The organism is Citromicrobium bathyomarinum (genome assembly GCA_001306305.2).
Classification (GTDB): Bacteria; Pseudomonadota; Alphaproteobacteria; order Sphingomonadales; family Sphingomonadaceae; genus Alteriqipengyuania; species Alteriqipengyuania bathyomarina.
Genome location: CP155577.1, coordinates 3,029,423 through 3,042,420, shown reverse-complemented (window position 1 = coordinate 3,042,420; position 12,998 = coordinate 3,029,423). Strand labels below are relative to the sequence as shown.

At 66.2% G+C, this 12,998-nt stretch carries 21 protein-coding genes; 2 read left to right on the top strand and 19 right to left on the bottom strand.

Translation table 11 applies throughout. The annotated features are described in order from the left end of the window. Window positions 1-65: 65 nt before the first annotated feature. The 7 genes from VO57_015265 to VO57_015235 form a co-directional block, all read right to left on the bottom strand. Complete coding sequence (locus VO57_015265) at window positions 66-413, bottom strand: hypothetical protein (GenBank protein ID XBL69473.1); 348 nt, start codon at window positions 411-413, stop codon at window positions 66-68. After that, the gene (locus tag VO57_015260; GenBank protein ID XBL69472.1) at window positions 410-604 is read right to left on the bottom strand and encodes a hypothetical protein; all 195 of its coding nucleotides are present in this window, start codon (window positions 602-604) and stop codon (window positions 410-412) included. Before VO57_015260 ends, VO57_015265 begins: the two co-directional genes overlap by 4 nt. Beyond that, window positions 601-1,167, bottom strand: a complete 567-nt coding sequence (locus VO57_015255) for a hypothetical protein (GenBank protein ID XBL69471.1) — start codon at window positions 1,165-1,167, stop codon at window positions 601-603. The genes VO57_015260 and VO57_015255 overlap by 4 nt, the downstream gene beginning before the upstream one ends. Then, the gene (locus VO57_015250; GenBank protein XBL69470.1) at window positions 1,167-1,400 is read right to left on the bottom strand and encodes a hypothetical protein; all 234 of its coding nucleotides are present in this window, start codon (window positions 1,398-1,400) and stop codon (window positions 1,167-1,169) included. The genes VO57_015255 and VO57_015250 overlap by 1 nt, the downstream gene beginning before the upstream one ends. Next, window positions 1,397-2,053 carry a helix-hairpin-helix domain-containing protein gene (locus VO57_015245; protein ID XBL69469.1) on the bottom strand — a complete coding sequence of 219 codons (657 nt, stop codon included), beginning with the start codon at window positions 2,051-2,053 and terminating at the stop codon, window positions 1,397-1,399. The genes VO57_015250 and VO57_015245 overlap by 4 nt, the downstream gene beginning before the upstream one ends. Continuing rightward, window positions 2,050-2,601: a hypothetical protein gene (locus tag VO57_015240; GenBank protein ID XBL69468.1), complete on the bottom strand. Its 552-nt coding sequence runs from the start codon at window positions 2,599-2,601 to the stop codon at window positions 2,050-2,052. Before VO57_015240 ends, VO57_015245 begins: the two co-directional genes overlap by 4 nt. A 145-nt stretch (window positions 2,602-2,746) precedes the next feature. Next, window positions 2,747-4,069 (bottom strand): phage major capsid protein, encoded by a 1,323-nt coding sequence (locus VO57_015235; protein XBL69467.1) that lies wholly within the window; start codon window positions 4,067-4,069, stop codon window positions 2,747-2,749. 163 nt (window positions 4,070-4,232) lie between these two features. Here VO57_015235 and VO57_015230 point away from each other — a divergent pair, with 163 nt between their 5' ends. Next, entirely contained in the window at window positions 4,233-4,598 is a 366-nt protein-coding gene (locus VO57_015230) for a thermonuclease family protein (protein ID XBL69466.1), read from the top strand. Window positions 4,599-4,731: 133 nt separating this feature from the next. Here VO57_015230 and VO57_015225 read toward each other — a convergent pair whose 3' ends face one another. The 6 genes from VO57_015225 to VO57_015200 are packed head-to-tail and all read right to left on the bottom strand — an operon-like array spanning window position 4,732 to window position 9,584. Continuing rightward, window positions 4,732-5,457, bottom strand: a complete 726-nt coding sequence (locus VO57_015225; GenBank protein ID XBL69465.1) for an HK97 family phage prohead protease — start codon at window positions 5,455-5,457, stop codon at window positions 4,732-4,734. A gap of 12 nt (window positions 5,458-5,469) precedes the next feature. Next, window positions 5,470-5,664 (bottom strand): hypothetical protein, encoded by a 195-nt coding sequence (locus VO57_015220; GenBank protein ID XBL69464.1) that lies wholly within the window; start codon window positions 5,662-5,664, stop codon window positions 5,470-5,472. Between the two features lie 2 nt (window positions 5,665-5,666). After that, complete coding sequence (locus VO57_015215) at window positions 5,667-7,856, bottom strand: phage portal protein (GenBank protein ID XBL69463.1); 2,190 nt, start codon at window positions 7,854-7,856, stop codon at window positions 5,667-5,669. Next, complete coding sequence (locus VO57_015210) at window positions 7,853-8,014, bottom strand: hypothetical protein (protein ID XBL69462.1); 162 nt, start codon at window positions 8,012-8,014, stop codon at window positions 7,853-7,855. The genes VO57_015215 and VO57_015210 overlap by 4 nt, the downstream gene beginning before the upstream one ends. Continuing rightward, on the bottom strand, window positions 8,011-9,435 hold the full coding sequence (locus VO57_015205) for a terminase family protein (GenBank protein ID XBL69461.1): 1,425 nt from the start codon (window positions 9,433-9,435) through the stop codon (window positions 8,011-8,013). The genes VO57_015210 and VO57_015205 overlap by 4 nt, the downstream gene beginning before the upstream one ends. Then, complete coding sequence (locus VO57_015200) at window positions 9,432-9,584, bottom strand: hypothetical protein (protein ID XBL69460.1); 153 nt, start codon at window positions 9,582-9,584, stop codon at window positions 9,432-9,434. The genes VO57_015205 and VO57_015200 overlap by 4 nt, the downstream gene beginning before the upstream one ends. Window positions 9,585-9,736: 152 nt before the next feature. Between VO57_015200 and VO57_015195 the strand changes: the two genes are divergently transcribed. After that, window positions 9,737-9,943 (top strand): hypothetical protein, encoded by a 207-nt coding sequence (locus tag VO57_015195; protein XBL69459.1) that lies wholly within the window; start codon window positions 9,737-9,739, stop codon window positions 9,941-9,943. 11 nt (window positions 9,944-9,954) lie between these two features. On the opposite strand, the gene VO57_015190 is transcribed toward VO57_015195, so the two are convergent. The 6 genes from VO57_015190 to VO57_015165 are packed head-to-tail and all read right to left on the bottom strand — an operon-like array spanning window position 9,955 to window position 12,994. Next, window positions 9,955-10,551 carry a phage protein Gp27 family protein gene (locus tag VO57_015190; GenBank protein XBL69458.1) on the bottom strand — a complete coding sequence of 199 codons (597 nt, stop codon included), beginning with the start codon at window positions 10,549-10,551 and terminating at the stop codon, window positions 9,955-9,957. Next, entirely contained in the window at window positions 10,548-10,856 is a 309-nt protein-coding gene (locus tag VO57_015185; protein XBL69457.1) for a hypothetical protein, read from the bottom strand. Before VO57_015185 ends, VO57_015190 begins: the two co-directional genes overlap by 4 nt. After that, entirely contained in the window at window positions 10,853-11,308 is a 456-nt protein-coding gene (locus VO57_015180; GenBank protein ID XBL69456.1) for a hypothetical protein, read from the bottom strand. Before VO57_015180 ends, VO57_015185 begins: the two co-directional genes overlap by 4 nt. Next, window positions 11,305-11,745 carry a hypothetical protein gene (locus VO57_015175; GenBank protein ID XBL69455.1) on the bottom strand — a complete coding sequence of 147 codons (441 nt, stop codon included), beginning with the start codon at window positions 11,743-11,745 and terminating at the stop codon, window positions 11,305-11,307. Before VO57_015175 ends, VO57_015180 begins: the two co-directional genes overlap by 4 nt. Beyond that, window positions 11,742-12,422: a hypothetical protein gene (locus tag VO57_015170; protein ID XBL69454.1), complete on the bottom strand. Its 681-nt coding sequence runs from the start codon at window positions 12,420-12,422 to the stop codon at window positions 11,742-11,744. Before VO57_015170 ends, VO57_015175 begins: the two co-directional genes overlap by 4 nt. Continuing rightward, window positions 12,419-12,994: a hypothetical protein gene (locus tag VO57_015165; protein ID XBL69453.1), complete on the bottom strand. Its 576-nt coding sequence runs from the start codon at window positions 12,992-12,994 to the stop codon at window positions 12,419-12,421. The genes VO57_015170 and VO57_015165 overlap by 4 nt, the downstream gene beginning before the upstream one ends. Window positions 12,995-12,998: the final 4 nt, after the last annotated feature.

The following is a 12,998-nucleotide window of genomic DNA, read 5'->3' as shown; positions in this document are numbered from 1 at the left end:
AGCGCGATGCATCCGCCTTCTGATCTGCTCTCCACGCCAGTCGTGTTTCTCCGGAGGGATCACCATCACCCGATCCTCTGAAGCGCGGCTTCGATGTGCGTGTGCTTGAACTGCGGCGGGCCTTCGATCTTCAGCCGACCGGGGATCAGGACGGTGCCTTTGCGGTCGCTGATCGCGGTGATGACATCGCCCTCGGCAACGTCCGCGCCCTTCGCGAACATCACGCGCGCGTCCTCGATCATCGCAGTCTTACCCCCGTCCGCCAGCTCGCGGCTCGCCTTCGACCAGGCGAAGCACGGCAGCGCCTCGTGCAGCGTCTCGAACTGCGGTGCGGGCTTGCCGCCCCAGGCATCCTTGCCCGTCGCCTGATCGCGCTCGATCGCGGCGCGCATGGTGAGCCGCTGCGCGATCATCGCGGACGCCTGCGAAGGCCGAGTATGAGATCGACAATCATCCCGAGGAGGAGCAGCACCGCAGCCAACGGCCAGATGATCGCAATGACGATCGCCGCCGACCACGTGCTCGCCTGATAGTGATCCCACGGAGCACTAAGAAAGAGCACAATTGCCGCACCGAGCAGGTAGAGGATCGAGAGCGCGATCAAGCCATCACCATCCCGCGCCGGTCTTCCAGCGTCTTCAGGATCGCCTCGCGATCGGCGGCGATGTCGCCCGAGAGGGTGAACGAATAATCGCCCGCCTTCTCGCTCTTCAGCCCGCCGCGATAGGAGAGGTCGAGCTGGATCAGCTTGATCGTCGCCTCCTCGCGCGCGGCGGCGTTGGCCTGCGGCGTGTAGGTCACCTCGACCAGCGGAGCCCAGTAGTGCGATCCGTTCGGGCCGCTGGTCAGACGCAGCAGCGTGCGGCCATCGTGCAGCAGCTCGAAATCGTCAGCGTCCAGCGTGGTGCGATCGCCATCCGCCCCGGAGTTGCCCGGATTGCGTTCGACGATTGTGATCGGCTGCGCGGCGTCGGCAGGCCTGACCAGGCGCAGATGGCGCATCGCGCTCGATGCCGGTTCACCCGGATCGCCGATCTTGACCGTCGTCTCCCCGATCGGGCCGAAACGCCCGTCAAGCTCGGCGGTGATCGCATCGATCATCGCTTGCAGCTCGGCGTCCGGCAGATCGCTTGCCGCGCGTTCCTTGACCCGATCGAGGAGCGACATCAGGCCGCTTCCTCTTCGCGCGCGGTGTCAGCCTCGGCAGCCGCCTCGGGCAGCGCTTCCTCGCGCACCAGAATGTCCTGGCCGGAATGAGCGGCGAACTCGCCGGTCGAATGCGGCTCCACCACGCCGAGCTGGCTGTACGCCTCGCCGCCGACCGGCTCGCCATCCTTCAGTGGAAAGGCGAGCACGGCGGCGCGATGATCGCCGGTGGAGACAGTGACCCGCGTCGTCATTCTTCTTCGTCCGTCGCGGCGGCTTCGTCATCGGTGGAGCCAACCAGAGCCTTGGCGGCAGCGATCGAGCTGCCCCAGTCGAAGGTGCTGGCCAGCCCCTCGATCTCGGGCCGGTTGGCGAGGTCGACGGCGGCAAGGCCCGCGACCCCGGCGATGCCTGCCCCGATCAGGGCCTTGGCGGTCGCCGGGCCGATCCCGTCGATGTCGGTCAGCTCGGGCGCTTTCGCCGTGCCTCCATCGGCGGCGTCGGCCTTGCCTTCGCCCAGCTTGATCACCTTGTCCTCCGGCACCTTCGCGGCCTTGTTCGGCGAAGGCGGCGCGCCCTTGTTCGGGGGCGTCGGTGCGGCCTTGTTCGGCGGAGGCGGCGCGCCCTTGTTCGGAGGCGGCGGCGCGGCCTTGGCTGCGCCCTTCGCGCTGGCCTTCTTGCCGCCGGGCAGCTGGCCGTCCTTCAGGCCGAACATCTCGCACGCCGATTCGGGGATGATCGTGCCCTCGTTGGCGTAGAGGATCGCCGCTTCATCGTGGCCTGCCGGGACGAGGGCCTGCCTGTCGGCGGTGAGGTAAAGCCGCTGGGCGGCGATCTGGTGCTTGGGCATTTTCGTGGTCTCCTGGTTGGACAAGGCGAACAGGGCGGCGCGCAGCAGCGGCGTCACTGGGTCTCGTAGAAGTCGACCAGCACGCCGCTGCCATCGAGCGCGCTGTCGAGCGTCACCGTGTTGGCGCTGAGCGTAGCGAGCGAGGTCGCCACCGTGGGCCGCGTGGCCTCGCGCACATTGTCGAGGAAGGCGGCGATCACCGTGTCGCGGTTCAGACGTACCGGCAGGCCGATCTTCGCGCCCAGGCCAATCCGGACCCGCTCGGTGTTGGCGGTGTCGTAGGGCGGCAGGGTGATTGCGGTGATCTCAGCGAAGGCGCGATTGCCCGCGACCAGCGTTGCGCCGTTGAGGGCGATCGTCTCGGTGATCGCGCCGCCGTCCAGATCGAAGCCTTCGACCACAACGTCGCCCGTGACGTTGGCATCGTTGCCTTTCACAGTGACGTTGCGCGCTACGTCGGGCTGCCCGTCGAAAGCGGTGGCGAGCACTTCGGTGTCCTCGGCAGCATCGAGCGCGGTGTCGGCGACTACGTCGGCATCGCCGCCAAGCGCGATCGCCGCTGCCTCGAACGTGCGGATGCGAACCTGCGAACCTGCGATTTTCATGTGAGTGTCTCCTGAAGCTCTGGGAGAGGCCTGGCCGCCGGGCAGGAAAGCCGGGCCTCACCGAGAGCCGGGACGGATCGGGGATCATCGACCCGCCCCGACTGGAACGGCGACCGGGCGGACGCGGCCCGATCGCCGAAGGCGGCTATTCGGTGAGGTTGACCTCGGAGAAGGCGCTCGGGCGATAGACCGGCAGCGCGGCGCGCATGTCGGCGCGCACGGTGCGCTTGCCCTCGGCGAACTGCGCGTTGACGTAGCCGACCTGAATGTCGATCCCGCGCCGTTCGACCAGCTCGATGTATTCGGGCATGAAACTGCCGACCAGGCCCTTGCCTTGGCCCATCGGCTCGTACTGGACGACGGGCAGACCCCACAGGCGATCCGGGCGGTCTTCGGTCGGAGCACCGTAGATGTATATCCCGTCCGCCGTGCGCTCCAGCCGGATGTCCTGCCAGTCGTAGGGGTGGATCAGGTTGTGCGTCGGCAGCGCGCGGCCTTCGACCCGGATCTTGGTCATCGCCTTGAAGAACGCGTCTGCCGGAGCATCCGCGCCGATCGCTTGGGTGAGAATGCCGGGCGTGTTGAAGATGCCGCGCAGGTTGGGCGCGCCGCCGTTGCCCATGCCGACCTGGAAGTCGAGGCGCTGGCGCAGGCTGAAGGGCAGGCGGTTGTTGATGTAGCCCTCGATCAGCGGAACGTCTTCGAACTGCTCGTCGGTCACCGGGATGCTGGTGGGGATCTTGCGCACGTCGCTGGTGCGTTCGGTGAAGGCGAAAGCGTCTTCCTTGAACGCCGCGCCCTCGGCGGTTTCCGCCGCCGCGTGCGTCCGGGTGGTTTCTTCCATGTACTTGACGGAAGTCTGGCCGGTGCGGTTGAGCGGAAGAATATCGACCAGCTGGATCGGGCGGGTCGGCATTTCGACGAAGCCCGGCATCCGCACGCTTTCCGGCGCGAAGCCCGCAGCGGTCGACATCAGCGCCTTGCTGCCGATCGTCTGCCCACGCGCGCCGCTCGCGATAAAGTCGGACGCCAGCGCCTTCTCGAACTGCATCGAGATACCCTCGGGGCAGCCTTCGGAGAGCCACTGCTTGAACGCCTTGGTCTCAACCGCCTGCGCGCCGAGCGACTTGAACTGGCCGACATTGGCCGGGCGGCCATCTGCACCGGCACCGGGCAGCGGGAAGTTGCGCATGCCCTTTTCGCGGGCTTCGTAGTTTTGCGCCGCCTTCTCCGCGCCGCGCAGCGTGTCGATGTGTTCGCCCAGCTCGTTGGCTTCGGCGTCGAGCTGCTGGAACTTCTCGGCCACCGCGACCGAGCCTTTTACTTCGCTGCCGAAGAAGGTGACCTTGCTGAAGTCCTTCTGACCATTGTCGGTCAATGCTTCCTTCAGCACCGTGCCCATGTTGTCCTGGATGGTGGCGAGCTTTTCCTCCGCCTGCTTGAGCGAGAGATCCTTGATACCGGCCATTGCGTTGTCTCCGTATGAATTACGAAGACCGCTTTGCCGATGGTGCCGAAGTGGAGGGACCCGGAACGCGTTCCTGTGGCCGGGGCGCGGCGCAGGTGGCGGGTTGCATCCGGACTAGAGCGATTGGCTTGATCTGGCAAACCCGATCGCGGAAACAGCGGAAATGTCGCTCCTGCTTTCAGCCGCCGCCCTTGCGATCGCCGTCTGCCCACCGCCGCCAGCGCGGCGCGAAACCTGCGTCCACGATGGCGATACGGTGTGGATCGATCGGGAGAAGATCAGGCTGCTGGAGATCGACGCGCCGGAGCTGGACGCGACCGACCCGGACGAACGCCGCCGGGCGATACTGGCACGCGCTCGCCTGGTCGCGCTGCTCGATGGCGAGGCGGTGATCATCCGCCGCGACGGCCACGACTGTTTCGGGCGAACGCTGGCGCGGATCGAAACGGCGCAGGGCGATGTCGGGCAGGCGCTGCTGCGGGAGGGGCTCGCCGAAGCGTACCGGGGCGAACGGCATCCCTGCGGCTGACCTGCGCACCATCAACGGACGCCTCCAATCCAAAACCCTGCTGAGAGCCATTTAAGGCGCGTTAAGGGGTGCCTCGGCGAACTTTCCGGGGCGTCCGTACCCTCGAAGCCGTTCTGGGGCTTCTGAGGGCGTCTCAGCCGATGAAGGCTTCGGCGCGCCGGATTGCATCGCGGGCGATGGCGTTGCCCGCCATCCGCTCGATCTCCGCCGCCGCCTTCGCCTCGGCCTCCGGATCGCGATTGGCCAGCGCGAGGACGGTGCCCAGGTTGGCGTGGATCTCGCCCAGCTGCTTCAGCCCGGTCGCGCTCAGCTTGGCCGGATCGGCATCGATCGTCGCCGCCATCACGCCCAGCTGCTGGGTGATCGTGCTGAAGTCGCCATCCTTCATCGCCGCCTTGAGGCCCTTCATGTCGACCGTGCGCGTCCCGCGACCAGCGCCGCGCACCACGGTCGAGACTTCGACCACGTCGAGCCGCTTGAGCACGCGCACGTCATCATCTCCGCGTTTGCGGTAGTCGAAGTCGAGCGTGTCGAAGCCGTAACTCCATTCCTGCACCGACTTGCCGTTGGCCAGATCGAACTTCAGCGCCGAATGCCATTCCTTGCCGGTCTGCGTGTCCAGATTGAGGTGCAGCTCAGCGTAGGCGGCATCGCCGTCCTCGAACACGCGCGCCTTGCCGAACGGCATGCCCCAGGCATTGTGCGCGGTCAGCAGCGGGCACCACTGATCGCCGCTCCAGCCGAATGCACCCTTTTCGTAGGTGTCGCCGTGGTGATCCACTTCGGAGAGGGTTGCGATCAGGGCGAGGCCCTTGCCGCTCTCGCCCATCTCGGTGACGGTCAGGCTCTTGGTTTGCATCGGGGGGTCCTCCTAAGGTCTGGATTGCTCGATCTGTTTGCCCGCCGCGTCGAACCAAGTCTCCGAGCCGAAGTCTCCGGTGTCGCAGTGATCGCAGAGATCGGTCTCGATCGCCGCCACGTTCGACGGCAAGCTCGGATCGACCCGGCGGTCATAGTCGCGCGATCGCTTGCAACAGCGGCAGGTCAGTTTGATCGCATCGGGCATGGCTAAAACTCTACGTGCGGCGCGAAGCTGAGCGTGCAGTTGGGCCGCATGTTGATGGTCATGGTCATCGCGTCTTCGTAGCTGACGATCGATCCGCTGCGCGCGATGTGCGCGGGCTCCGATCGATCCGGCCCCAGCCGCCCGTCGTAAACGATGAAGCGGCTGAAGCCGTTCGACCTGCCGTTCTCCAGCGTCGAGATATTCTGCGCGTGCTTGGTCTCGATCCGGGCGATCACCTTGGCGCGCGTGGCGGCATCCTTGAACGGCCCGCCCTCGATCATGTTGGCGATCCGGTTGGCCAGCGCGTTCACGCCTTCGCCTTCCGCGCGGCCCTCGGTCAGCGCCTTGAACAGCGCGGCGCGGGTCTGTTCGTCCAGGTCGATCAGCCCGGCGCGGGTGCCGCCTGCATCGATCACCTCCAGCATCCGCGCATCGGGCAGCATCGTGCCATAGCCTGACTGCTCGATCGCCTCGGCAACGTCGCGCGCGATCTGGACGTACTGGGCCTGGTACTTGGCGGAGAGCTGGCGATCCCACGCCTCGACGTTGAGCAGGTCGATGATCTCCTGCACCAGCCGATCGTTCGCGGCCTTGGTTTGCGGAGGACGCGCGGCCTTGGGGCCTAGCTCACGCGCTTCAAGCACTTGCAGCGCGACCCGCGCGGCCTCGTCTCCCCAGCCTTCGAACAGGGGCTTAAGGTCCTGCTCAAACGCCGCTGAGAGGCCGCTAAACGCCGCCTCATTCCGGGTTACGAACCGCTCGCCACGCGCGATCTCATCTTCGGTCGCGGTGCCCGCGCCCTCGGGCAGCCACGTCTCCGAATGCTTGACCTGGGCGGGCGGCAGAGCCTTTGCGCCTTTCGGTGCCGCCTGCGCAGCTGCTGGCTCGCCTGCCGTCCGCTCGCGCTCGCGCAGGCGACCAAGCCGGTCTTCCGGCTCGACCACGTAGTTGATCGGTCGCATGTAGAGCCGATGGCTGTCGTCTGCCGGGCGGCCCGTCTCGGTGAGGTAGTCGTGGAGCGTGATCGCCCCGGCCTGAAATTCCTTCAGCTTGCGGGCGCTCTGCTTGTCCTCGTCCTCTTGCAGGGCGAGCACGTCGTCCGTGTTCCAGTAAAGCTCGATCCTGCGCCCGCGCTGCGATTGCGCCCGCTGGAAGTCGGGCAGCAGGCTGCGCTGGAGTTCGTCGACCAGCTGGCGACCCAGCGGCAGCACACCGTTGTGCCAGGCGAGCTTGCGCAGCTCCTCCATCGTCGCGCCGACCTTCGTCTGCTCCAGCCCCGCACCGAAGCCGACCACGGCAGCCGGAATGCCCAGGCACGCGCAGACGCGCTCTTCGGCGCGGTTGGAGCCGTAGCTCAGGTTCATCTGCTCGGGATTGAAGCCGAAGCTCTGCACCTCGGTCTGCCCGCCCATCACCAGCACCTTGCCGCGATTGTCGCCGCCGTAGGCCTGGCTAAACCATGCCTTGGTCGCGCTGACATCCTCCGGCGTCGGCATCGCGCCGCCCTTGGGGCTGATCACCGTGCCGGGCACGCCCATATTGCGCAGCAGGCTGGCGATGAAGTTGCTGCTTTCGAGGTCGCTGAAGATCTCGCGCAGCACGCCCTGGAGCTTACTTAGGCCCTTCTTCATGTTGCGTGGGTTGATGCCGTCGCGGAAGTGAACCACGTCGTCCGGGTCCAGCAGCATCACGCCCGCGCCGGTGCCGGGCGTGTAGCGGTAGAACTGGATGAAGTCGCCGCCGTCGATCGGCGCGTGCGGCTCGATCATCCACCACGGCACCCACCACAGCTGCACCGGCTTGCCCGCCGCGTTCTTGACCTTGATCAGGTAGGCATTGCCATCGATCAGGAAGGACAGTGCGATCGCGCCCCACAACGCGATGTCGCCGTAGAACGGGTTCGGGTTGCGCATCAGCTCCAGCAGCTCGTGATCGTGCAGATCCTCGTGGCTGCCGTCCGCCTTGATCTCGCGCATCGCCAGCGTCGCTTCTGTGAGTGCACGCTGCAACCACATAACCGGTGCGGTGACGACGCTCGCGTCCAGCCCGTCTCCCACCTCGCTCGCATAATCGAACCGCGTGCGGCGCAGCAGCGAGGCGAACAGCGTGGCCTGCCCCGGATGGCGCATCTCGCGCACCGAATCGAGCATCCGCCCGAAGCCCGCGGCGATTCCCTTGGTCAGCGACTTCATGCCAGCAGCTCCCGCAACGCTTGGACCTGCGCAGGCGCCAGCCGGATGCGAGCGTCGGGCCGGGCCGGATCGGCCAGCGTCACCCGCCCGGTCTCGTCGATCTGCGCAAAGACGATCGTGTCGTCATGCCTGCCGAGATTGTGCGTGCCTTGCTTCATGCCGGAATCCAGTTTTCATCGAGATCGAGGGTGTCGCGCTGCTGCGCGATCGGCGCGGCGACCGGACGCCACGGCGCAGCCGTCTCGCCGCTGCCCGCGTGGATCGCCAGCGCCAGCGCCCAGAAGTGGTCCGCGTGGCCATCCGGCGTGCGCTCGGCGGTGAAGCGGATATTGCCCGCTGCGGTGGTGGTCTTCGTGACGCTGCGCAGATCGGCGCGGATCGCCGGATCGTAGGGAATGCGCAGCCGCTTGTCCTCCATCGCCCCGCGCACCGGGTAGGCCAGCGCTTCCTTGGCCTGCGCGGTGAAGCTGACATTCTCATAGCGGTACTTGCCGAACCGCGCCTGCGCATCGTCGCCCCAGCCGATGCCGAGCCCGGTGTAATCCTGCGCCACGCGGCCCCCACTGGCGAGCACCCGCTCGACCCAAGGCCACAGCACCTTCTCCTGCTCGCCCTTGGGCATGTTGCGCAGCGCTTCGACGTGGCGGGTGTAGAACACGTCGCCCAGCTTCTCGACCACCCACAGGACGGTGAGGTCCTTCTTTCGCCCGATGTCGATCCCGGCGTACAGCGTGCCGCCTTCGGTGACCGTCCAGGCGATGCCCTCGGCGTATTCCGCCGCGCCGATCTTGTCGTATTCGAGGAAGGCCGCATCATCGTCTGCCGGCTTGCACATGAACTCCTGCTGGAAGCTCTCTTCGTCGGCTGCGCCCTTGCGGATGAAGTCGAAATAGGCGGCCTCATCCATCGCGATCCGCTCGTCTTCCTCCGGCAGCGCCTGCTGGAGCTTGAACAGGAAGCCCTGGTCGAGCGCATTCTGCAAGGTGACCGTGTGCAGGCTGATCCCCTTCGGATTGCCCTTTTCTTTGATCTCGCGGACCAGCTGATTGAAGAAATTGTGGCTGCCACGGTGGGTCGAGATGATCTCCATCGCGCCGCCCCAGGTGATACCGGGAAAGGCGATCGCCCACAGCTTGCGCGGGTCCGGGTGCAGCGCGAACTCGTCGAGGATACGCCCGCCGCGCTTACCGGCCTGGGCGTTCGGGTTGGACGACATCGAGTTGATCCGGTGCCCGTTATCGAATCGCAGAACGTAGGAGGTCTGGCGCGCATCATTGTCGAGGATCTGCTCGCCCAGATCGTCGGCGGCGATCTGCATGTTGCCTGCCCAGAACTTGCAGTCCTCGAGAAAGAGCTGCGCCTGAATATCGTCGCGGCTGCTGACCCACTCGTCCAGCCGCGCGGTCGCCAGCGCGGTGCGCGAGACGGTGGCGTAGGCGGTCGCCCAGGACAGCCCGATCTGGCGGCTCTTCTCGATCAGCTTCAGCCGCGATCCGTCCGCGATCCACTTTGCCTGGTATGGCAGGAAGATCGCCTTTGGATCGGCCGGAATGACCTTGGCGTTGCCGCGCGGTGTCATCCGAGCCTCCCGCAATCCCAGTCGCACCACTCGGTGCCCGCCATCGAGCACTGACCATCCGGCATTAGGCCGCAGTCATCCCACTCGTCCTCGAACTCGGGCTCGTGATCTAGGGATTCGACGAAGAGGCGGTCAGGATCGCGTTCCATCACTTCGCCCCTGCGAATGCGCGGCGCATCTTCGCGCTGGCCCCGACCGGCAGGCCCGCATCGCCGTTGACTCGTTCTTCGCCCGTTCTCAATGGGGCGCGATGCGATCCCCTTTGGTGAACCGACCGCCGTCTGTTGCGACGGTGGGCCTGATGATCGAACATGGCATACGCGCGCGGGTCTGGTGCGACACCTGCAACGCCGCCTTCCGGGAGATCGATCTTGCCCGGGTTGCCGAAGTGAAGGGCCTCGACTTCGATCTGTGGGGCAAGGCGACCCCCTGCCGTCTGACGCCCGGGTGCAACGGCAGGAACCAGTTCTACCACAACGCGCGCGGCTACTTCTGTCCGATGCGGTAGGATGTCGCAGCTCACGGCTGCACCCCAAGCGCGGCGTTGATTGCCGCCATCGCCTCGGGCGAAACGCCCTTCTTCTTGCCCAGCTCGCCGATCTTCTTCGCGGCCTCCGCCTTCGCGGCCTGCACCTCACGCTCCAGCCGGTTGCGGTATTCCGCGCTCGCCTTCTGCGCGCCGACCGCGCCGGAGACCGCGCGGCTCAGCTCCATCAGCCCCTTCGGATCGGGCGTCTTGGTTTCGAGGATTTCGAACGCCGCCGCCTTGATCAGCTCCGACACCGCGATCGTCACGTCATCGGGCGTCTTCGGGTCCATCGAATGAACCAGCTCCGCGCCGATCGTCTGCGCCTCGTCCAGCTTGCGGAAGATCATCGCCTTGCGCACCGAATAGCGGTTGAAGGCGCTCTTGCTGATCGGCTCGATCGGCGGGTCGAGATCGTGCTCGGAATTGAGGTCGAGCAGCTTCTCGTTGAACTCGGCGTGGATCACGTTCTGCGGCAGCTTGCGCTCGCGCAGCTGTTCCAGCGCCCAGACGATCGCCTCCTCGGCGACATCGGGCAGCAGGTCGATCGACGATAGCCGACCGCGACCCTGGCGGGCGCGCCCGCTCATTCGGCCTCGCTCGGTCGCGCCACGCCGCCCAGCACGCTGCGCTCTTCGATATGGTCACGCCCGGCGCGCGCGATGCGGGCGACCATCGTGCCGCCCGGTGCGAACAGCTCGACCGCGCCGACCGCTTCCAGCTTGCGCAGCTGGGTTTCGATCCAGTCGCGATCGCGGCGATACCCGAAACTGTCGAGCACGCGCTTGAGCATCACAATCGAGAGCTGCCCGTCATTCTGCTCGGCCAGCTGCTGGAGAATGCGCAGCCGCGCCTCTGCGGCGATGGCTGCGGCGAGGTCGTTCTTGAAGCTCATCCCTGCATCCCCTTGGGCACGAGGACTTGGTAGATCAGGTCGAGCTGCCGCCTTTGGGCGGCCACGTCGGCCCGCAACGCCGCCAAGTACTCCGCCATCGTGTCCTGCCGCTTGTCCATTTCGCGCACGCGCGCCGCCGTCCCCTTCCCGGTAGAGGCGATGTCGCTCACCTGCCGTTCGATGCCGCTGACCTGCCTCTCGATCGCTTCGACGCGGGTCTGCTGTTCCTTGAACTGCTCGCTTAGTTTCTCGACGTCTTCCGCGCTTGCCGCCGCCTGCTCCAGCTTCTTGAGGCGTCGTCCATGCGCCACATGCTCCTGCCGGATGCCGCTCATCTCGTGCAGCAGCTTGCCGGTGCCGACTGGGTTGGCAGCGCCATTACGGCGGCTCAGCCAAACGATCGCCCCGAGGATGATCGCGATGATGACGAGTTCGAGGTAGGGGCCGATCATGTGTCCGTTCCGTTTTTGTCGATGCCGATCGCGCCGCGCGCCTTGCCGACAATGTCCTTGATAAAGTCGCGCATCTGGTCGCCCAGCAGCTCGATCAGCGAATAGCCGGAGAATCCGAGCCCGATCGCGATCACGAAGGCGAACAGCCAGCGCGGGCGGCTCTCGACGATCCACAGCTCGACCAGGATCAGCATGATCGCGGTGACCAGCAGGAACAGCGGCCAGCTCAGCGCGCTCTCGCTCTTGCGCGCCAGCGGGCGCGCCATGATCACGCCAAGGAAGCCGAGCACGCAGGTCACCAGCGGGATCGGCACGCCGCCGATCACCACCAGCATGGTGTCGGCCAGCTCCGGCGCGACTTCGGGCACCACGCTGGTCGCGGCCAGCGCAGGCACCCAGCCGAGCAGGAAGTGCGAGAAAGAGATTGGCTCGCTCACTCCGCAGGCTCCTCCGCGTTGCCGGAGAAGTCGATCAGCGCGGAGCTGGCGACCCACTGCTGGAGGGGGACGAGCTTGTCGGTGTTGGCCTGGGCTTCGGCGAGGACCCACGGAAGCTGCCGTAGAAGTCCGTCACAGTCGGCGGCTCCAAAAGCCTGGCATCGGGCGGTGAGATCGACGGGCTCTCCCGCGTAACCGCCGCCACTTCCACCCGCGAGGGCAGCGTCGGCTTCGGCTCGGGCGAGGCGGTCGCGCAGGCGCTCAGCAGCAGCAGCGCTGCCAGCAAGCCGGGCTTCGTAATCATCGGCGGTCCTTTCGTTGATGGCGGCAAACTCCGCCTCGACCCGCGCGATATTGGCGCGGTCGGCTTCGGCGGCGGCGATCTGCGCGGCTGAGACATCGGCGACGAAGGCGTTGAACTCTTTTTCCCAGCTCTCTGCCGAGGCCATCCAGTCGTCAGCATTCTTCGCTTCGCGATCCGCGCGGGAAGTCTCGCTCGCAAGATCGGCGCGCATGCTCGGATCGATCAGGAAGATGTGCGCCGCGCCCCACAGGACGAGAACCAGCAGCGGCCCGTTGCGCCAGTCGGAGAAGATCCAATTGAGCAGCCGTGAGGCGGCTCTCCGCAGCCACTTACCGACGCCTAAGAGGCCGCTTAGGATCGCGAGAGGATTCACTCCCCGCGCGCCTTGGCCAGCGCCGCGCGCACTTCGTCGCAGATGTCGATCTGCCGCGCGCTCGACCAGATCGGCTGAAGGCTGATCTTGCCGACCTTGTCGTAGATCGTGACCAGGCCGTCGCCTGTCCAAACGCCTTCGAAGAAGAGGGCGCGCTCGGCCTTCCGCCGCCCGATGATCTCGCGCGGCGTGACCCAGTTCATGTAATCGTGAAACGCTGCCTGACGCTCGCCCTTGAGGAAGCTCTTGACCCAGTTGGCCCGCCCGATCGCGCCGGTGTTCCAGTGAAACGAGAGCGCGGCAGTCAGTTCGGCTTCGCTGAGTTCGCGACCTTCAAACACTTCCAGAACCTCGGGCAGGTACTTGGTGCGCAGCAGCCATTCGTAGACCTCGATCGCACGCACGATCGAGGAGGGCTTGTCGATGTAGCGCTCGACCCGGTGCCCGCTTTCGCTGGTGACACCGAACCCCCACGTGAGGATGCCTCGGCTGTCCCGGTAAGTCTGGAGGATAAGACCTTCATGCTCGGCAATTTCGAGCATGGTACGTTCGGAGAGGAGCGGCTGTTGCATGCCG

What these genes read in the sequence shown, in the direction of transcription:
- VO57_015265 (XBL69473.1), bottom strand. Translation starts at nt 413, where the DNA reads ATGATCGCGCAGCGGCTCACCATGCGCGCCGCGATCGAGCGCGATCAG.
- VO57_015180 (XBL69456.1), bottom strand. Translation starts at nt 11,308, where the DNA reads ATGATCGGCCCCTACCTCGAACTCGTCATCATCGCGATCATCCTCGGG.
- VO57_015250 (XBL69470.1), bottom strand. Translation starts at nt 1,400, where the DNA reads ATGACGACGCGGGTCACTGTCTCCACCGGCGATCATCGCGCCGCCGTG.
- VO57_015165 (XBL69453.1), bottom strand. Translation starts at nt 12,994, where the DNA reads ATGCAACAGCCGCTCCTCTCCGAACGTACCATGCTCGAAATTGCCGAG.
- VO57_015185 (XBL69457.1), bottom strand. Translation starts at nt 10,856, where the DNA reads ATGAGCTTCAAGAACGACCTCGCCGCAGCCATCGCCGCAGAGGCGCGG.
- VO57_015215 (XBL69463.1), bottom strand. Translation starts at nt 7,856, where the DNA reads ATGAAGTCGCTGACCAAGGGAATCGCCGCGGGCTTCGGGCGGATGCTC.
- VO57_015235 (XBL69467.1), bottom strand. Translation starts at nt 4,069, where the DNA reads ATGGCCGGTATCAAGGATCTCTCGCTCAAGCAGGCGGAGGAAAAGCTC.
- VO57_015200 (XBL69460.1), bottom strand. Translation starts at nt 9,584, where the DNA reads ATGGAACGCGATCCTGACCGCCTCTTCGTCGAATCCCTAGATCACGAG.
- VO57_015210 (XBL69462.1), bottom strand. Translation starts at nt 8,014, where the DNA reads ATGAAGCAAGGCACGCACAATCTCGGCAGGCATGACGACACGATCGTC.
- VO57_015225 (XBL69465.1), bottom strand. Translation starts at nt 5,457, where the DNA reads ATGCAAACCAAGAGCCTGACCGTCACCGAGATGGGCGAGAGCGGCAAG.
- VO57_015230 (XBL69466.1), top strand. Translation starts at nt 4,233, where the DNA reads ATGTCGCTCCTGCTTTCAGCCGCCGCCCTTGCGATCGCCGTCTGCCCA.
- VO57_015195 (XBL69459.1), top strand. Translation starts at nt 9,737, where the DNA reads ATGATCGAACATGGCATACGCGCGCGGGTCTGGTGCGACACCTGCAAC.
- VO57_015220 (XBL69464.1), bottom strand. Translation starts at nt 5,664, where the DNA reads ATGCCCGATGCGATCAAACTGACCTGCCGCTGTTGCAAGCGATCGCGC.
- VO57_015255 (XBL69471.1), bottom strand. Translation starts at nt 1,167, where the DNA reads ATGTCGCTCCTCGATCGGGTCAAGGAACGCGCGGCAAGCGATCTGCCG.
- VO57_015240 (XBL69468.1), bottom strand. Translation starts at nt 2,601, where the DNA reads ATGAAAATCGCAGGTTCGCAGGTTCGCATCCGCACGTTCGAGGCAGCG.
- VO57_015205 (XBL69461.1), bottom strand. Translation starts at nt 9,435, where the DNA reads ATGACACCGCGCGGCAACGCCAAGGTCATTCCGGCCGATCCAAAGGCG.
- VO57_015190 (XBL69458.1), bottom strand. Translation starts at nt 10,551, where the DNA reads ATGAGCGGGCGCGCCCGCCAGGGTCGCGGTCGGCTATCGTCGATCGAC.